The organism is Pseudomonas sp. S31, from assembly GCF_016648105.1.
Lineage (GTDB): Bacteria > Pseudomonadota > Gammaproteobacteria > Pseudomonadales > Pseudomonadaceae > Aquipseudomonas.
The window spans coordinates 25,478-41,955 of the sequence record NZ_JACVVE010000046.1 but is presented as its reverse complement, the minus strand read 5'-3'; the positions used below and the strand labels follow the sequence as shown (position 1 = coordinate 41,955).

Below are 16,478 nucleotides of genomic sequence, written 5' to 3'. Positions count from 1 at the left end.
AGAGCGGTTCGTCGCAAGATTGGCGGTGTTCATGAGATCGAGCGCCGCCCGTGCAACGCCACCGACGGCGCCACCTTCGACGCCATCAACCCCGCCACCAACCAGGTCCTGGCACAAGTAGCCGCATGCGCCCAGCCCGACATCGACCTGGCCGTGCGCAGCGCCCGCCGGGCGTTCGAGCAAGGCCCCTGGCCGCGCATGGCGCCGGGCGAGCGCAAGAAAGTGCTGCAGCGCCTGGCCGAACTGATCATGACCAACCGCGAAGAGCTGGCCCTGCTGGACTCGCTGAACATGGGCAAGCCGGTCATGGATGCCTTCAATATCGATGTGCCAGGCTCGGCGCACGTATTCGCCTGGTACGGCGAGGCACTCGACAAGCTCTACGACCAGGTTGCACCCACTGCGGCCAATGCCTTGGCCACCATCACCCGCGAAGCGCTCGGCGTGGTCGCCGCCGTGGTGCCGTGGAACTTCCCACTCGACATGGCGGCCTGGAAGCTCGCCCCGGCGCTTGCAGCCGGTAACAGCGTGGTGCTCAAGCCGGCCGAGCAGTCGCCATTCTCCGCCCTGCGCCTGGCCGAACTGGCCCTGGAAGCCGGCCTGCCGGAAGGCGTGCTGAACGTGGTGCCGGGCCTGGGCGAGCACGCCGGGCGCGCGCTTGGCCTGCACCCGGATGTGGATTGCCTGGTGTTCACCGGTTCCACCCAGGTGGGCAAGTACTTCATGCAGTACTCAGCGCAGTCCAACCTCAAGCAGGTCTGGCTGGAGTGCGGTGGCAAGAGCCCGAACCTGGTGTTCGCCGATTGCCAGGACCTGGACCTGGCCGCCGAGAAAGCGGCGTTCGGCATCTTCTTCAACCAAGGTGAAGTCTGCTCGGCCAACTCGCGCCTGTACGTGCAGCGTTCGATCCACGACGCGTTCATCGAGCGCCTGCAAGCCAAGGCCCGCCAGTGGCTGCCGGGCAACCCGCTGAACCCGGCCAGCCGTGCCGGCGCCATCGTCGATGCCGAGCAGACCACGCGCATCGCCCGTGCCATCGGCCAGGCCAGCGAGCAGGGCGCGCGCCTGGTCTGCGGTGGCCGGCGCCTGAACATCGACGGCTCCGACAACTACATCGAGCCGACCGTCTTCGCCGGTGTCGAGCCGCACATGAGCCTGGCCCGCGAGGAAGTCTTCGGCCCGGTGCTGGCGGTGAGCGCCTTCGACACCGAGGAGCAGGCCGTTGCCCTGGCCAACGACAGCATCTACGGCCTGGCGGCTTCGGTATGGAGCGACGACCTCAATCGCGCCCACCGCGTGGCCAAACGCCTGAAGGCCGGTACCGTGTCGGTGAACACCGTCGACGCGCTGGATGTGAGCGTACCGTTCGGGGGTGGCAAGCAGTCCGGCTTCGGCCGTGATCTGTCGCTGCATTCGTTCGACAAGTACTCGCAGCTCAAGACCACCTGGTACCAGCTGCGCGATTGATAGTGTGGGGGCGCGCAGCGCCCCCAATCAACCGGTGCAGAAACCAGCGTCAGTCGGTCATCTGCAGCTCCGGCAGCTTGACCCGGAATGCCCGGGTCAACCCCAGCAGGAACAATACCCCGACCCCCATCCAGCACAGGCCGATGGTGAAGGACATGCTCGACAGGCTGGTCCACAGCCACACCGTGCTGAGGAAGCCCAGCCCCGGGATCAGGCCATAGCGCAGGGCGTTCTGCGTGCCTCGCAGCTTCTGGTCGACCAGGTAGTGCTTGACCACCGCCAGGTTGACCGCCGAGAAGGCGAACAGCGCACCGAAGCTGATCATGTTGGCCACGGTGTCCAGGCTGATGACCAGAGCGGTCAGCGACACCAGCCCGACCAGCAGGATCGCGCAGGCCGGCACGCGCTTTTTCGTCACCAACTGGCCGAACACCCGTGGTAGCGCACCATCGCGGCCCATGGCGAACAGCACGCGTGACACGCTGGCCTGGGACACCATGGCCGAGGCGAAGCAACCGGCGACGTAGGTGGCGGTGAAAGCGCTGGCCAGCAGTTGGCCGCCCGTGCTGCGCATCACTTCCACCGGTGCCGAGTCGGGGTCGGCGAAGCTGCTCCAGTCCGGGTGCACCAGCTGGGCGAAGTACGACACCACCAGGAACAGCAGGCCACCGCTCAGCGACACTGCCATGATCGCCTGGGGGATGCGTCGGGTCGGGTCGCTGGTTTCCTCGGCCATGGTCGACACCGCGTCGAAGCCGACGAACGACAGGCACAGCACGGCGGCACCCGCCATGATCGCCGAGGCGCTGAAGCCGTCATGGTAGAAGGGCGCGGTCAACGACACCGGTTGCGCCTGGTCGGACACGGTCTGGATCGACAAGACCACGAACACCACGATGAACACCAGTTGCGCGACCACCAGGATCCAGTTGACCCGGGTCACCGACTCGATGCCGATCAGGTTGAGGAAGGTGACCAGGCTGATCGAGCCGAGTACCCACACCCACGGGTGGATGTCCGGGAAGTACTCCGACATGTAGATGCCGATGAGCAGGTAGCTGAGCAGCGGCAGGAAGATGTAGTCGAGCAGCAGCGTCCAGCCGGCCATGAAGCCTGCGCAGGCGCCGAAGGCCTTGCGGGTATAGGTGTAGACCGAGCCGGAGTAGGGGTGGGCCTGGACCATGCGGCCATAGCTGTAGGCGGTGAAGAGCATGGCGCCGAGGGTCAGCAGGTAGGCGGTGGGCAGGTGGCCCTTGGTGATCTGGGCCACCAGGCCATAGGCGGAAAACACCGCCAGCGGCACCATGTAGGCGAGGCCGAACAGCACCAGTGCGGTCATGCTCATGGATTTGCGGAAACGGCCGCTGGCGTTCGAGGGTGAATGGGGATGCGCAGGGGGCGTGGCGGTAGTCGTTGTTGTATGCATTGCTAACTCCTGATGGCGGATGCAGGTCACCGCGGCATGCGAGTGGGCTCGATGCCGATGGGGAGGTCTGAAAGGGGGCAGGATGGCAAACGTTGCCCAGGGGAAACGACGGGGCTAGCGGATGAGCCCTGAGCCGCCGAATGCCGGGCTGGGGGGGCCGCAAAGGGTGGGATGACTTCGACGTGGCTGGGCGAAGGATGCGTTCATGACTTTTTTCTCTTTATTGTCAAGGCACGAAGGGTAAGGCCGCGCTCGACGAATGCTCCCATGTTCACTGGGCTGGCGAAATCACCCCTTGGGGTGATGGCCCGCCCAGGCAAATCCGTCCTATAAATTGACGCAAATCTCCAATCCATCACGCGCCGCCCACGCTAAAGTCCGCTCATCAGCACAGGACCTCCCGCCCATGAAAATCGTCTCCGCCGACCAGATCCACGCCGCCCTCGACTGGCAGGGCGTGCTCGATGCCCTGCACCAGGTGCACCAGGGCCCACGCCCGCAGATCGATGACTACTACCTGGGTGACACCGAGTACGGCTTGTTCAGCCGCGGGGTGATCCTCCCTGGCGTGGGCGCCGGAGTGAAGATCGCCTCGATCTTCCCTGCCAACCTCCAGGCCGAGCCTCCACGCCCGGCGGAGCAGGCGGCCTTCGTGGTCATCGATGAGCGGACCAAGGCCATCAGCGCCATCTTCGACGGGCCGGCCATCACGGCCTGGAAGACCGCCGGCGATTCGGTGCTGGCCGCCCGCAGGCTTAGCCGCGAGGACAGCGCGGTACTGCTGGTGCTCGGCGCGGGCCCGGTCGCTCGCGCGCTGACCGAGGCCTACCTGCACATCCGCCCCGGTATCGGCGAGGTGTTGCTGTGGAACCGCACCGCAGCCAGGTTGCAACCCGTGCTGGAGGACCTGTGCAAGCGCGGCATCGATGCCCGCATCGTCACCGACCTCGACAGTGCCGTGGCGCGGGCGGACATCATCACCTCGGCTACGGCCGCCGCCACGCCCTGCGTGAAGGGGCGCCTGGTGCGCAAGGGCACCCATGTCGACCTGGTCGGTGGCTACCGCGCGGACATGCAGGAAGCCGACCAGGACCTGTTCGCAGTGGCCCGGTTGTTCGTCGACGACCGACCGAGTGCGCTGAATTCCGGTGATCTGCAAATACCGTTGCGCGCCGGCATCATCAGCGAAAACAGCATCGAGGCTGATCTGTTCGAACTTTGCCAATCCTCTTCGTGGAGGCGGCAGGCCTCGGACATCACGGTGTACAAGAACGCCGGAGGTGCGCATCTGGACCTCACCGTCTGCCAGCAGGTATTGCGCCAATTGGGCGCTGGATCGTTCCCGCAACGGTGACGCCGTGGGGGCGGTAGCTGTATCGTTAGCAAAACAACGAATGCACTATCGCTATCAATGTGGGGCCCATGGCATCGACCTCTGCAACCCGCGGACTGCCCGCGTTGACCTTCGCCCTGGTGCTCAGCCAGTTCTTCCGTACCTGCCTCGGGGTCATGGCGCCCGAGCTCCAGCATGACCTGGGGCTGACGCCCGCCGGCTTCGGCACCTTGTCTTCGTGTTTCTTCCTGTCGTTCGGCCTGGCGCAGATTCCCGTGGGTATCGCCTTCGACCGCTATGGGGTCGGGCGGCCCGCACGCTGGCTGCTCGCCGTAGGCGTCGTGTCCGCTGCGCTGTTCGTGGTCGCTCCGGGCGGCCTGACGGCGATGCTCGCCCAGATCGGCCTGGGCCTGGCCTGCGCGCCGGTGTTCATGGGCTTGATGCACTATGCGGCGCAGCGCTTGTCCGGGCCATGCTTCACCTCGTTCGTCAGCCGCGCCAATGCCATGGGTATGGTCGGTGGTCTGTGTGCCACCGCGCCGCTGGGGTGGGCGGTGGACACCTTCGGTTGGCGGCCGGCGATCGCCTGCTCGGCGCTGATCATGCTGCTGGTGACGGTGTGGGTCTGGCGCACCGTCGAGGATCGGGCGGACTGCCCGCCGCAAGGCGAGAGCCTGGGCGGTATGCTGCGGGCGAGCCTCGGGCTGCTGGCGGTACCGGCGATGTGGACGTTGATCCCCATGTGCCTGGCGATGGCGGCGGGGACCTCGTTTCGCAATGCCTGGGGCGGACCCTACCTGGCCAGCGTGTTCGACCTCGACGCGGGCAGCCGGGGCGTTGCCCTGGCGGCCCTGAGCCTCGGGGCGCTGGTGGCGGCAGCGACGCAGCCGTGGATCCTGCATCGCTATTCGTTGCGTTCGAGCATTCTCGGCTGGACGCTGATGACCTTGCTGACGGCGCTGGTACTGGTGGCCTGGCCGGATGGTGCGGTGCTTGCCAATGTCGGTTTGCTGGCGGCACTGGCCACGGTCGGGGTGCTGCACCCGATGGTGATGGCCCATGGGCGGTTGCTGCTGGCGCCACAGATCAGGGGGCGCGGGCTAGGGGTGCTGAACAGCTTCGTGTTTCTGGGGTCGGCGCTGACGTCGTGGGTGTTCGGCCTGATCGCGGACGCTGGCAAGGCCGCCGGCACTCCTGCGCCGGTGACCTACGCCTGGATCTTCGCGACGGCGGCGTTGTTGCTGGTGCTGGGGTTGGCGGCGTATGCCTTCAGCCCGGCCGTGCCCTCGATGGATGCCGGGCGGAGGTGAGCGCGCTCGGTTTCACCTCCTGCCCTGCAATCGATCCAGCTCCTGCTGCGCCTGCGCGGCCTGGCAATAGGCCTCGAGCAGCGCATACACATCGTCGCACTCCAGCTTGCGACCTTGGCTCATCAGCCCGGCCGACAGGATGCGGATATGCGGCCGGGGCTTGCGCAGCGCCATGGCCTGGTTGCCGAACAGCTGCAACGCGGCGCGGTGGGTGGGCAGGGTGGTTTCTGGGCGCAGCATCAATTGCTGCTGCATGATGAATCCCTCGTCCTTGACCTCGATGCCGATCACGTCCAACAGGTCGACCGGCGCGCTCAGCGTGTCGACGAACAGCTGGCTGCGGGTCAGGCGCATGAAAGCATGGGTACCGGCGTTGCGGTGTTGCCACGTCATCAGTGCAAAGCTTGCGGTCATCAAGGCGGCGAAAACCGCAAGGCCGGTGGATCCGGTGTGGATGCTCCAGCCCAGCAGGCCCGCTGACAGCAGGACCATCAGCGGGCCGTAGCGCTTGTAGCGGCGGGTGTTGGTGAACTCGCTGGTGACCGGCACGCGCTCGACGACGCGTTGCAGTTCGCCGAGTACCCGAGCCTGCTTCGCATCACGCTGCTGGCCGTATTCGGCGCTCAGGGACTCGCTCAGCGAGGCCAGTGGGTCTGGTTGTTGCGGGGTGGACATGGGGTACTCCGAAAAAAGGGCGAATCACGCAGTCGCTGTGCGCGGCGGGTCAGGCCTGCCAGTCCGGCTGACGGGCCTTGAGCGCCTGCAGCTGCGCATGGGCGCGGGCGGCGTCGCAGTGGGTCAGGATGAGCTGCATCACTTCCTGGGGAATCAGCACGCTGTCGTTGAGGACCAGGCCGAACATCGACAGGCGCAGCTGCGGTGGCCGGCCGTGCTCGACCTTGGCCTTGGGCATCATCGGGCCGAGCGGGTTGTGGCTGGCCGGCAGTGGCGCGCCCTCGCGCAGGGTCAGGGTGATGTGCAACTGGCGGCCGTCCTTGACCCTGGCCTGGGTCAGGTCCAGCAGGTCGATCTGCGCGTCGAGCGTGCGGAACCACAGGTGCGTGCGGCTCAGGCGCAACAGTGGCTGCTTGCCTGCATGGCGCTGCAGCCACACCCCGGCGCCGAGGAATACCCCCAAGCCCAGGCAGATCACCCCGGCGGGCCAGGCTTTGCTGTCGCCGATGCAGAACGCGCCGAGGCCCAGCATGAACAGCGAATACAGCGCCAGGACACGGCGCACCTTGCCAGTGTCGGTCAGTTCGGTGATCTCCGGCACGTTGGCCAGGATCTGCTCGCGCTCCTCGATGGCGGCACGTAGTTGGTCGCCGGTATGGGCATTGAATTCGTCGGTCAGGGACTCGGCGAGGTGGGCCAGCGGATCGTCAGGGTGTGTCATGAATGCACTCCAGGTGAAGGGGGAGCGGTTGCCGCGGGGCTGGCGCTGGCCAATTGGCCGAACCAGTGGCGGTCGCTCTCGGTGGGGCGTCGGGTCGCCTCGGCCAGCAGTTGCGGGTCCAGCATCACGCCCAGTTGCCGCAAGCGCAGAGCGGTCGGCGGATGGCTGTCGAACGGGTGGGGTACGGCGCGGCTCAGCACCTGCTCGTCCAGGCACAGGGGGTGTTCGCGCAGGTGTTCGGCCAAGGCCTGGAGGAGATCTTGACGGTGCCGTTGGTGGAGCAGGGTATCGATGGCGCCATCCAGGGCGATGACCCGTAGCAGCGCCTGGCAGAACAGCCGTGGTCCGGCCACTTGCGCACCGGCGGCATCGGCCACCAGCTCCTGGGTACGGCTCCAGTGCTGCACGGCGATCTGGAAATGATGCAGGAAACGCTCGGCCATCCAGATTGCCGGGCGCTCGAACCACGAAGGTGGCGTGCCTTCGCCGACGATGTTCGAGAAATGCAGGCACATCAGCTGAAAGCGAGCGCCGGCCTCACTGCCGCGCTCGGTATCGCGGCTGCTGAAGTGCCCCAGTTCGTGACCGATGATCGAGGCTGCCTCCGTCTGGCTCATGCATGACAGGTAGGTCAGCGGCAGGTACAGGGTGCGCCCGCCGAGCACCTGGCCGGAGGGTTGCAGCACCACCTCGACGCTGGTGACGAAGAACGACTGGTCTAGACCCACGACGATATGGTCAGGCACCGGTGCTCCGGCAGGCGCAGCCAACGATTCGACCCAGGCCCACAAGCCGGGGGCGTCGGCACGGCCCAGGGCACGGCCGAGAAAAGCCGACGAAGGGGCATCGAGCAGTTGCCAGTGCTGGCGCAGACGCAGCATCAACAAGGTGCCGACATACAATACCGGCACCACCGGCAGGCAGATCAGCAGCATCGCCAGCACGCCGGCCCCAGGGGTGTGGCTGGCCCAGTTCAGCTCATACAGCAGGGCCAGCCCGAGCGATCCCATCAGCAGTGCCGTGTGGGCCATCAGGCAATGGCTCAGGGCGCGCCAGCTGCGCGATAGCTGGTCATGCAGGAAGTCCGGCGAGCGCAATGCCCGCCAGGCGTCTATCCGCAGTTTCAGCCAGGTGGCAGGCCCCGCCAACAGGGCGGCGATAGCCAGCCAGTGGCTGAGCGTGGCCAGCACTTGGCGCAGCGGCCTCGCACCGTCCAAGGCGCTTTCGGCGCGCATACCTTGCAGGCTGCTCCAGCCCATCAGCAGTAGTGGCAACAGCACCAGGCCAAGCACCCAAGCCAGGCGCCTCACACGCTCCATCGCGCTCACTCGGCCTGCAGGTAATCGGTGAGGAACGCCTGGGCATCGCCCTGGTTGGACAGGTTCTCGTCATAACCGACGCTGATTTCCTGTGCTTCGTTGGGCAGGTACAGGGTGCCCCAGCTGCTCTGCAGAATCAGCACCACGAACTTGTGGCCATCGACGGTGGTGGAGTAACGGGTGTCCTTGGCGGTCTTTTCCACGCTCATCTTCTGGATGCGCATGTCCCAGTCGTGGTCGATACCGCCTATCTGCACCAGCGCCTCGTTGGCGCTGCGCTCGCCGATGCGCAAGGTCCAGACCTTGGTGCCTTTCTCGCCCGAGTAGGCGACGACCTTGTCCGCCACCGGTGGGCGCTCGGCGGCGTGGCTCAGGGCACTGAACAGGGCGAGGGAGGTGGCGACGGCAACGGCCCATTTACGAAGGGTTGGCATGGATGAAGCTCCTGGAGAGGGAAAACGCGCCATTGAAGTGGCTGGACGACGCGTTGCCAACCGCGCTGGCCGGGGAACACAACTATTGAACCGGTGGTCACAAGCGCTGACGTTCGGATTGTGTTCGCGTTAACATTCCGGCCCGTGCAACCCATATCTGAGAACAGACCTATGGAAGGGTGGAACCCTTATCTGGATGCGGATTTCCGTTTCGATCAACCGGGAAATCTGGACCAGGCCGGTGTGCTGGACACCGCCACCGGGGCGATAACCGGCAGCTCGGTGGGCCACTACCGGGCCCGCACCGTGCGCCCGCACCTGCAGTACTTCGATTGCGACCTGCAATTTCCCGAGCCGCTGCGTATCCACAAGGTGCTGCCTGGCAGCCTGTGCATCGTGCAGGTACTCAAGGGGCAGTGGCAGCACCGCGTCGATGGTCGGCACAATGCCTACACCACCGGGGCACCCCATACCCTGGGCCTTTCGGAAAGCATGGAGGCGGTGGACCAGTTGCCTGCGGGCAGCTACGTGCGCATGGCCGGGCTACGGATCGCCGGCGACTACCTGCATGAGCTCGCCGAAGAGGACGCCTCGCTGCAACCGTTGCTGGGCTTGCTCGCCGACGGTGTGCAGTTCGCCGAACTGCACCGCTGCCAGGCCCTGGGCAGCCTGTTCCAGCGGCTCTACCATTCGCCATACCAAGGCGCCCTGGAACGCTTGAACCAGGAAAGCCTGAGCCTGGCGATACTGGTGGAGCTGGCCCAACACCTCAAGCGCCAGCCCGACGCAGCCGCGCCGGCGATCCGTGGCCAACGCGACCTGGCCCATGAGGCGCGCCGCCTGCTCGACGCGCAACTGGCCGATCCGCCCGGCAGCCAGGCGCTGGCGCAGCTGCTGGGTGTGGGCGAAACCACGCTGCGCCGAGCCTTTGCCCAGGTGTTCGGGCAGTCGATGCTGCAGTACGTGCGCCGCCAGCGCATGGAGCTGGCGCGGACCCTGCTGCGCCAGGGCAAGTGGCAGGTCGCGCAGATCGCCTACCGCATGGGCTACGCCAACCCGGCCAACTTCAATCACGCCTACAAGGCGTATTTCGGCCATCCGCCGGGGGCGGAACGCTAGCGCGGCCGGCCGCCCTGTGCTGAATCAGAACAGGCTCAGCGGGTAGTCGATGATCAGGCGCATTTCATCCACGCTGTTGCCCAGCGCACTCGAGCGGTGCGAGGCGTGCCGGATCTGCACGGCAAGGTCCTTGGCCGGCCCCGACTGCACCACATAGCGCAGGTTGACGTTGCGCTCCCATTCCTTGCCATCGTCGACGCTGCCGGTGTCGATGTGCTGGCCGCGGATGTACAGCACCATGGCGTTCAGCCCAGGCAGGCCGAGCGCGGCGAAGTTGTAGTCGTAGCGGGCCTGCCATGAGGTTTCGTCCTTGTCCATGAAGTCGGAGTACTGCACCGAGTTGGCCAGCCAGACCGCGCTGCCGCCGTCGACGCCATAGACATAGCCGGTGTCCCCGCTGCTTTTCTGATAGGCGCCGGTCAGGGTGTGCGGGCCGTGTTTCCAGGCGGCGGAGGCGCTCCAGATGGTGTTGTCGACCGGGCCGCTGAGCTCGGCACCCAGGCCCGTGGTGCGATACAGGTTGACGGCGAACTTCAGGCTGTCGGCTTCGCTCAGGGGGGCGGTCCAGTTCAGGTCGGCGTAGCGCTTCTCGAAATGGTCGGTGACGTGCGAGTAGTACAGGCCGGCATCGAGGCCGTCATTGAACTGGTAGCGGCCCCCGACCAGGTTGGCACGGGTCAGGTCGCGGCCGTCGTGGCGCGCGTTGAACTGCGAGCCCATGGCGGTGAAGCGGCCGACGTCCAGGCTCAGGCCTGGGATGTCCTCGCTGTGGATCAGCGTGCCCTGGGCGGTTTCCGGCAGCAGCCGGCCCATCATGGTCGCCAGCACCGGCAAGCTGACGAACTGGTCGCCGTACTTGAGCGTGGTCTGGCCCAGCCTGAGCTTCACCGCCGCACCCGCTTCGGATGTGCTGCCGCTGGCCGGTACGGTGGGCCAGCGGGCACGGCCGTCACCGCCATCGAGCCTGACCCCGAGCAGCGCAAAGGCGTCGACGCCCAGGCCGACCGTGCCCTCGGTGAAGCCCGAGGCGTACTTGAAGATGAACCCTTGGCTGGTGTCTTCGGTGTAGCTGGAGGGTGCTCCGTGGTTGCGGTAGTCCTGGTTGAAGTACAGGGTGCGGGCGAGCACGCTGGCGTGGCTGTCCTGCAGGAAGCCTGTGGGTTGTTCGCTGGCTATGGCGTGGTTCGCGCAGTGCAGGCCGATCATGGCCGCCAGCAGTCTTGGGGTGGTTGGCATGTTGTTGCTCCCGGAATTTCAGCGATATGCCGCAGACGGGGCTGCGGCTGTTGTTTTTGTTGTTGGCGCTAAAATCAGCACCGACACAGGTCGGCAGTCATGGCGTCGGTTGCCTGGGGCAACCGGGGTGGGGCCTCCTTCTACGGTGATCGCTCTTGTCTGGGGGCGATTTGCGGGCGAGCGAACCCGCTCGACGGCCGCTGCGGGCAGCGGGCCGAGTGGGGATTCAGGGGGAATCAGGTCGTGCGGCGGATCAGTCGGGGAACACGGCCTGGGCGACCAGTTCGATGCGCACGCCAGGCGACAGCAACTCCTTCACCACCACCGTGGCCCGGCAGGGATAGGGCTCGCTGAAGAACTCGGCGTAGACCTTGTTCATGCCCGGTGAGTCGCTACGTTCGGTGAGAAAGATCTGCATGTGGGCGACGTTGGCCAGGCTGCCGCCTGCGGCCTGCATGGCCTGGCGCAGGTTGCTCAGGGCCTGGTGGGTCTGGCGCTCGATATCGCCGTCGACGATCGCGCCGCTCTGCGGGTCCTTGGAGATATGCGCCGAATACACGATTCGACCGGCACGCACGGTGCCATTGAGTGGTGCCTTAGACCGGGCGATGCCGGTGTCGATGACTTGCAGCATGAATCACTCCCTAAATGGCTGGATGCAGGTTCAGCTCGGTGTGTTTTCGAAGTGGGTGACGAACTTGGTGTTCAGGTAGCCGGCGAAGGTTTCGCTGCCACCTTCGCTGCCATAGCCGCTGTCCTTGATGCCCCCGAACGGGGTCTCCGGCAGGGCCAGGCCAAAGTGGTTGATGCTGACCATCCCTGCCGCCAGTGCCTGTGAGGCGTGCTGGGCGTGGGCTGATGATTCGGTGAAGACGTAGGACGCCAAGCCGAAAGGCAAGGCGTTGGCGAGTTCGATCGCTTGGCTGAAATCATCGAACGGCGCGACCACGGCCAGCGGGCCGAACGGTTCTTCGTGCAGCAGGCGGATGTGCACGGGGGCATCGAAAACCACGGTGGGCGCATAGAAGTTGCCTGTTTCGCCGATCCGTTCGCCGCCGCAGGCGACCTGTGCGCCGTGCTCGCGGGCATCGGCGACCAGGGCCTGCATCGCCTGTACCCGACGGCCATGGCAGAGCGGGCCCATGTCGACGTCGGCGTGTTCGCCGTTGCCGATGCGGGTGGCCTGGATACGCGAGACGAAGCGTTGCAGGAAACGCTCGTGCGCCTCACGCTGCACATAGAATCGGCTGGGCGACACGCACACCTGGCCGGCATTGCGCAGCTTGTTCATGGCCAGCGCATCGGCGGCCGCCTCGACATCGGCATCGGCGAACACCAGCACCGGGGCGTGGCCGCCCAGCTCCATGGTACAGCGCTTCATGTGCTGGCCGGCGAGGGCGGCAATCTGCTTGCCGACCGTAACGGATCCGGTGAACGACACCTTGTTTACCCGTGGGTCGCTGATCAGGGTCTGGGAGATTTTTGCAGGCTCACCCCACACCAGGTTCAGGCAGCCGTCCGGCAAACCGGCCTGCTGCAGCAGGCGGCCGATGGCCATGACTGCCGACGGGGTGTCTTCGGGACCCTTGAGAATCACCGTGCAACCCGCGCCCAACGCCGCGCAGACCTTGCGCAGGGCCTGGCTGAAGGGGAAGTTCCAAGGGGTGAAGGCGGCACACACGCCTACCGGTTCGAGCAGCACGCTTTGCCGCACGCGGCTGTCGCGTGCCGGGATGATGCGCCCATAGAGGCGGCGGCATTCCTCGGCGTGCCATTCGGCGTGCTCGGCGGCGAAGCGCACTTCGCCCAGGGCCTCGGCCAGCGGCTTGCCCTGGTCGCGGGTGATGTCCAGGGCGATGGCCGGGGCCTGCTGGCGAATCAACGCGGCGAAGCTGCGCAGGATCTCCGAGCGCACCATGGGCGAGGTGTGGCGCCAGTGCCGGAACGCTCGCGCGGCACTGGCCACGGCATCTTCCAGGTCCTGCTCGGTGGCATGCGGCAGGCGACCCAGCTCGGCACCGGTCGCCGGGTTGAGCACGGCCTCGGTGACGCGCGGTTCGTTGCGCCACTGGCCGTCGATGAACAGCGCCAGGGCGGTATAGGCTTGGTTGTTCATCAGACGTCCACCAGGCCTTGCTCGCGGGCCCAGACCAGCGTGTCGTCGAGGGCGCGCTCGATCCGCGCGATCAGGTCGTCGATCTGCTCTTCGTCGATGATCAGCGCCGGGCACAGGCTCAGGGTGTCACCCAGGCCGCGGGTGATCACGCCATGAGCCTGGGCGCGACGGCCGGCGTAGGCGGCGGCGGACTGCTCGGGGGCGAAGGTTTCGCGGGTCTGCTTGTTGCGCACGAATTCCAGCCCGGCGACCAGGCCCACGCCGCGCGCCTCGCCGATCAGCGGGTGCTCGCCCAGGCGGCGGATACCGGCCTGGAAGCGTGGCGCCACGCGGCGGACGTGGCCGACGATGTCGCGCTCCTGGTAGATCTTCTGCGCCTCCAGGGCGACGGCAGCCGCCACTGGATGGCCACCGTAGGTGAAACCATGGGAGAAGCTGCCGATCTTCTCGCTCTGGGCCTTGAGCACCTGGTCGATCTTGTCGTTGACCAGCAGCGCCGAGATCGGCATGTAGGCCGCCGACAGTTGCTTGGCCAGGCTGATCATGTCCGGCTGCAGGTCGTAGGTCTGCCAGCCGAACATGTTGCCAGTGCGAGCGAAGCCGCAGATGACCTCGTCGACCACGAACAGGATGTCGTATTTGCGCAGCAGGGCCTGGACCTTGGCGAAGTAGCCTTGCGGCGGCAGGATCACCCCGCCCGACACCATCACCGGCTCGGCGAAGAATGCCGCGATGGTGTCGGCACCTTCGCGCTGGATCAGCGCCTCCAGGTTGGCCACGCAGCGGTCGACGAACGCAGCTTCGCTTTCGCCGGGCAGGCCATAGCGGTAGTAGTGCGGGCAGTCGGTGTGCAGGATGTTGGCAATTGGCAGGTCGAAGTCCCGATGGTTGTTGGGCAGGCCGGTGAGGCTCGCCGAAGCGACGGTGACGCCGTGATAGCCGCGCTGGCGGGCGATGATCTTCTTCTTCTGCGGCTGGCCGATGGCGTTGTGGTAGTACCAGACCAGCTTGACCGCGGTGTCGTTGGCCTCGGAGCCGGAATTGGCGAAGAACACCTTGGCCATCGACGGCGGCGACATGGCCAACAGGCGCTCGGCCAGTTCGATGCCGGGCTGCGTCGATTTGTGCGCGAACGCGTGGTAGAAGGGCATGCGCTGCAACTGCTCGAAGGCCGCCTGGGCCAGGCGTGGCTCACTGAAGCCCAGCGAGGCGCAGAACAGCCCGGCCAGGCCTTCGATGTAGCGGTTGCCCTGGTCGTCGGTGACGTAGATGCCCTCGCCACCGGTGATCACGTGGGGGCCTTGGCTCTGGTGCAGGTGGTGGTTGGTGTACGGGTGCAACAGGCTGTCGATGTCGCGTTGCTGCAGGTCGGTGAGGCTCATGCTGTTCTCCATTCTGGGTGGGCGGCGCAACCCTGTGCTGCCGCCGAAAAGGTCGTCAGGCGTGCAGTGCCGGGATCACGTGGATGTCGTTGGCCTGCCAATGCAGCGGCAAGCGCTGGCCAGCCTCCAGGCCCCTTGCCTGCGGGCCCGGGATGCGCACCCGCAGGGGGTTGCTGCCGAGTTTGCCGATGGCCAGGACGCTGTCGCCATAGTTGACGGCAGCCTCGACCTGCAGCGTGCCGTGGGCTGCGCCGGGCTCGGCCACTCGGATCATCTCCGGGCGCAGGAGCAGGTCGACGTTGCTGCCAGCCGGCAGGGCCAGGTCCCCGGCGTGCAGGTCGCCCAAGCCGTCGACCCGGTACTGGCCATTGCCCAGGCTGGTCGCGGCGAGCAGGTTGTTGTCGCCGACGAACGAGGCGACGAAGCGCGTGGCGGGCCTCAGGTACATCTCCTGCGGCGCGGCGATCTGTTCGATGCGGCCATGGTTGAACACGGCGATGCGATCGGACATGGTCATCGCCTCGGTCTGGTCGTGGGTCACGTAGATCATCGTCACGCCCAGCTCTTGGTGAATGCGCTTGAGCTCCACCTGCATGTGCTCGCGCATGTTCTTGTCCAGTGCGCCCAGGGGTTCGTCCAGCAGGATCAGGTCGGGCTCGAACACCAGTGCGCGGGCCAGCGCCACCCGCTGTTGCTGGCCGCCCGAGAGTTCGGCGGGACGCCGCCCGGCCAGTTGGCCGAGGCCGACCATTTCCAGCGCCGCGCCGACCTTGCGGGCCTTTTCCGCCTTGGCCACGCCGCGCATGCGCAGGGCGAAGCCGACGTTGTCGGCGACGCTCATGTGCGGGAACAGCGCGTAGTTCTGGAACACCACGCCGATGTTGCGGGCATGGGGCGGTACCTGGTCGATGGCGCGGCCACCGATGCGGATATCGCCGCTGGTAGGTTGCTGGAAGCCGGCGATCATCATCAGCGTGGTGGTCTTGCCGGACCCGGATGGACCGAGGAACGACACGAACTCACCGGGCTCGATCTGCAGCGACACATTGTCGACGGCCGGTTGCAGGTTGTCGTAGCGCTTCACGACGTTGTGCAGGGTAAGGGGATGGGCTGGCATGGCAATGTCTCCGAAGGCGGTCAATGGGCAACCTGGGCAGGCAGGCTGCCGCGGGTGGCGCGCTTGGTCAGGCGGGCGGCCAGTGGCACGAGCATGCAGGCCAGGACCATGATGAACAGGAACGACGAGGCGGCGGAAATCACCGGGTCCGCCTCCATGCGGAAGCTGTTGAACATCTGCCGCGGCAAGGTCGCGGTGTCGCGGCCCGAGATGAACACGGCGATCACCGTCTCGTCGAACGACTGGATGAACGAGAACAGTGCAGCCACCATGACGGCCGGGCGCAGTACCGGAAAGGTCACCAGCCTGAACGTGGTCAGGGGTGTCGCCCCCAGGCTCGAGGCGGCGCGCTCGAGGTTGTCGTCGAAGCTTTTCAGCGCGGCGGTGATGATCAGCGTGGCTACCGGGATGCCCAGGCAGGTGTGGGCGATGATGATGCCGGTGAAACTCTGGGTAAGCCCCAGGCTGCCGAAGTACATGTAGTACCCCAGCGCCATGACGATCTGCGGCACGATCATCGGCAGCATCAGCAACAGGTTGAATGCCCCGCGCCCGACGAAGTGGTGGCGAACCAGCGCGAACGAGGCCGGGATCGCCAGCAACAGCGTCAGCACGACGGTGGCCGCGCCAATCGCCAGGCTGTTGAACAGCGGCTGCATCCAGTTGATGTCACTGAAGAAGTGCTGGTAGTTGCCGAGCCAGTAGGCACTGGGCGGAAACTGCAGCGAGGCGTTGGCGCTGAACGACATCGGCACCACGATCAACAGCGGCACGGCGATGAACAGGGCGATCAGCGTGGCGAGGAAGGTCAGGGTTCTCATTT

The 16,478-nt window shown here is 66.2% G+C and carries 15 protein-coding genes; 4 read left to right on the top strand and 11 right to left on the bottom strand.

The genetic code is table 11. The features are described 5' to 3' along the window. The first annotated feature begins 18 nt into the window (after positions 1 to 18). Entirely contained in the window at positions 19 to 1,467 is a 1,449-nt protein-coding gene (locus tag IAE37_RS24725; RefSeq protein ID WP_328822774.1) for an aldehyde dehydrogenase, read from the top strand. A 49-nt stretch (positions 1,468 to 1,516) separates the two neighbouring features. Here the strand turns inward: IAE37_RS24725 and IAE37_RS24720 are convergent, their stop codons facing one another. Continuing rightward, a complete protein-coding gene (locus IAE37_RS24720; protein WP_201177903.1) occupies positions 1,517 to 2,893 on the bottom strand; it encodes an APC family permease in 1,377 nt (458 codons plus the stop codon). 406 nt (positions 2,894 to 3,299) lie between these two features. Between IAE37_RS24720 and IAE37_RS24715 the strand changes: the two genes are divergently transcribed. Both IAE37_RS24715 and IAE37_RS24710 read left to right on the top strand, forming a co-directional pair. Next, positions 3,300 to 4,247: an ornithine cyclodeaminase family protein gene (locus IAE37_RS24715; protein ID WP_201177900.1), complete on the top strand. Its 948-nt coding sequence runs from the start codon at positions 3,300 to 3,302 to the stop codon at positions 4,245 to 4,247. A 68-nt stretch (positions 4,248 to 4,315) separates the two neighbouring features. Further along, entirely contained in the window at positions 4,316 to 5,536 is a 1,221-nt protein-coding gene (locus IAE37_RS24710; protein ID WP_201177897.1) for an MFS transporter, read from the top strand. Positions 5,537 to 5,548: 12 nt separating this feature from the next. Here IAE37_RS24710 and IAE37_RS24705 read toward each other — a convergent pair whose 3' ends face one another. The 4 genes from IAE37_RS24705 to IAE37_RS24690 are packed head-to-tail and all read right to left on the bottom strand — an operon-like array spanning position 5,549 to position 8,685. After that, positions 5,549 to 6,211, bottom strand: coding sequence for a hypothetical protein (locus tag IAE37_RS24705; RefSeq protein ID WP_236410139.1), 663 nt, complete (start codon positions 6,209 to 6,211; stop codon positions 5,549 to 5,551). A 49-nt stretch (positions 6,212 to 6,260) separates the two neighbouring features. Then, on the bottom strand, positions 6,261 to 6,932 hold the full coding sequence (locus tag IAE37_RS24700; RefSeq protein WP_201177894.1) for a hypothetical protein: 672 nt from the start codon (positions 6,930 to 6,932) through the stop codon (positions 6,261 to 6,263). Then, the gene (locus tag IAE37_RS24695; RefSeq protein ID WP_236410138.1) at positions 6,929 to 8,251 is read right to left on the bottom strand and encodes a M48 family metallopeptidase; all 1,323 of its coding nucleotides are present in this window, start codon (positions 8,249 to 8,251) and stop codon (positions 6,929 to 6,931) included. Before IAE37_RS24695 ends, IAE37_RS24700 begins: the two co-directional genes overlap by 4 nt. A gap of 5 nt (positions 8,252 to 8,256) precedes the next feature. Continuing rightward, on the bottom strand, positions 8,257 to 8,685 hold the full coding sequence (locus tag IAE37_RS24690; protein WP_201177891.1) for a hypothetical protein: 429 nt from the start codon (positions 8,683 to 8,685) through the stop codon (positions 8,257 to 8,259). Positions 8,686 to 8,856: 171 nt separating this feature from the next. On the opposite strand from IAE37_RS24690, the gene IAE37_RS24685 reads away from it, so the two are divergent. Then, the gene (locus IAE37_RS24685; protein ID WP_201177888.1) at positions 8,857 to 9,804 is read left to right on the top strand and encodes a helix-turn-helix transcriptional regulator; all 948 of its coding nucleotides are present in this window, start codon (positions 8,857 to 8,859) and stop codon (positions 9,802 to 9,804) included. Positions 9,805 to 9,828: 24 nt separating this feature from the next. Here the strand turns inward: IAE37_RS24685 and IAE37_RS24680 are convergent, their stop codons facing one another. From IAE37_RS24680 to IAE37_RS24655, 6 genes are all read right to left on the bottom strand, one after another. Next, positions 9,829 to 11,040, bottom strand: coding sequence for an OprD family porin (locus tag IAE37_RS24680; protein ID WP_201177887.1), 1,212 nt, complete (start codon positions 11,038 to 11,040; stop codon positions 9,829 to 9,831). A 253-nt stretch (positions 11,041 to 11,293) separates the two neighbouring features. Continuing rightward, the gene (locus IAE37_RS24675) at positions 11,294 to 11,674 is read right to left on the bottom strand and encodes a RidA family protein (RefSeq protein WP_201177885.1); all 381 of its coding nucleotides are present in this window, start codon (positions 11,672 to 11,674) and stop codon (positions 11,294 to 11,296) included. 30 nt (positions 11,675 to 11,704) lie between these two features. Continuing rightward, positions 11,705 to 13,156, bottom strand: coding sequence for an NAD-dependent succinate-semialdehyde dehydrogenase (locus IAE37_RS24670; protein ID WP_201177884.1), 1,452 nt, complete (start codon positions 13,154 to 13,156; stop codon positions 11,705 to 11,707). After that, complete coding sequence (locus IAE37_RS24665) at positions 13,156 to 14,538, bottom strand: aspartate aminotransferase family protein (RefSeq protein WP_201177882.1); 1,383 nt, start codon at positions 14,536 to 14,538, stop codon at positions 13,156 to 13,158. The genes IAE37_RS24670 and IAE37_RS24665 overlap by 1 nt, the downstream gene beginning before the upstream one ends. Positions 14,539 to 14,593: 55 nt before the next feature. Next, positions 14,594 to 15,655 (bottom strand): ABC transporter ATP-binding protein, encoded by a 1,062-nt coding sequence (locus tag IAE37_RS24660; protein WP_201177879.1) that lies wholly within the window; start codon positions 15,653 to 15,655, stop codon positions 14,594 to 14,596. Positions 15,656 to 15,675: 20 nt separating this feature from the next. Beyond that, positions 15,676 to 16,476, bottom strand: coding sequence for an ABC transporter permease (locus IAE37_RS24655; RefSeq protein ID WP_201177877.1), 801 nt, complete (start codon positions 16,474 to 16,476; stop codon positions 15,676 to 15,678). Positions 16,477 to 16,478 lie beyond the last annotated feature (2 nt).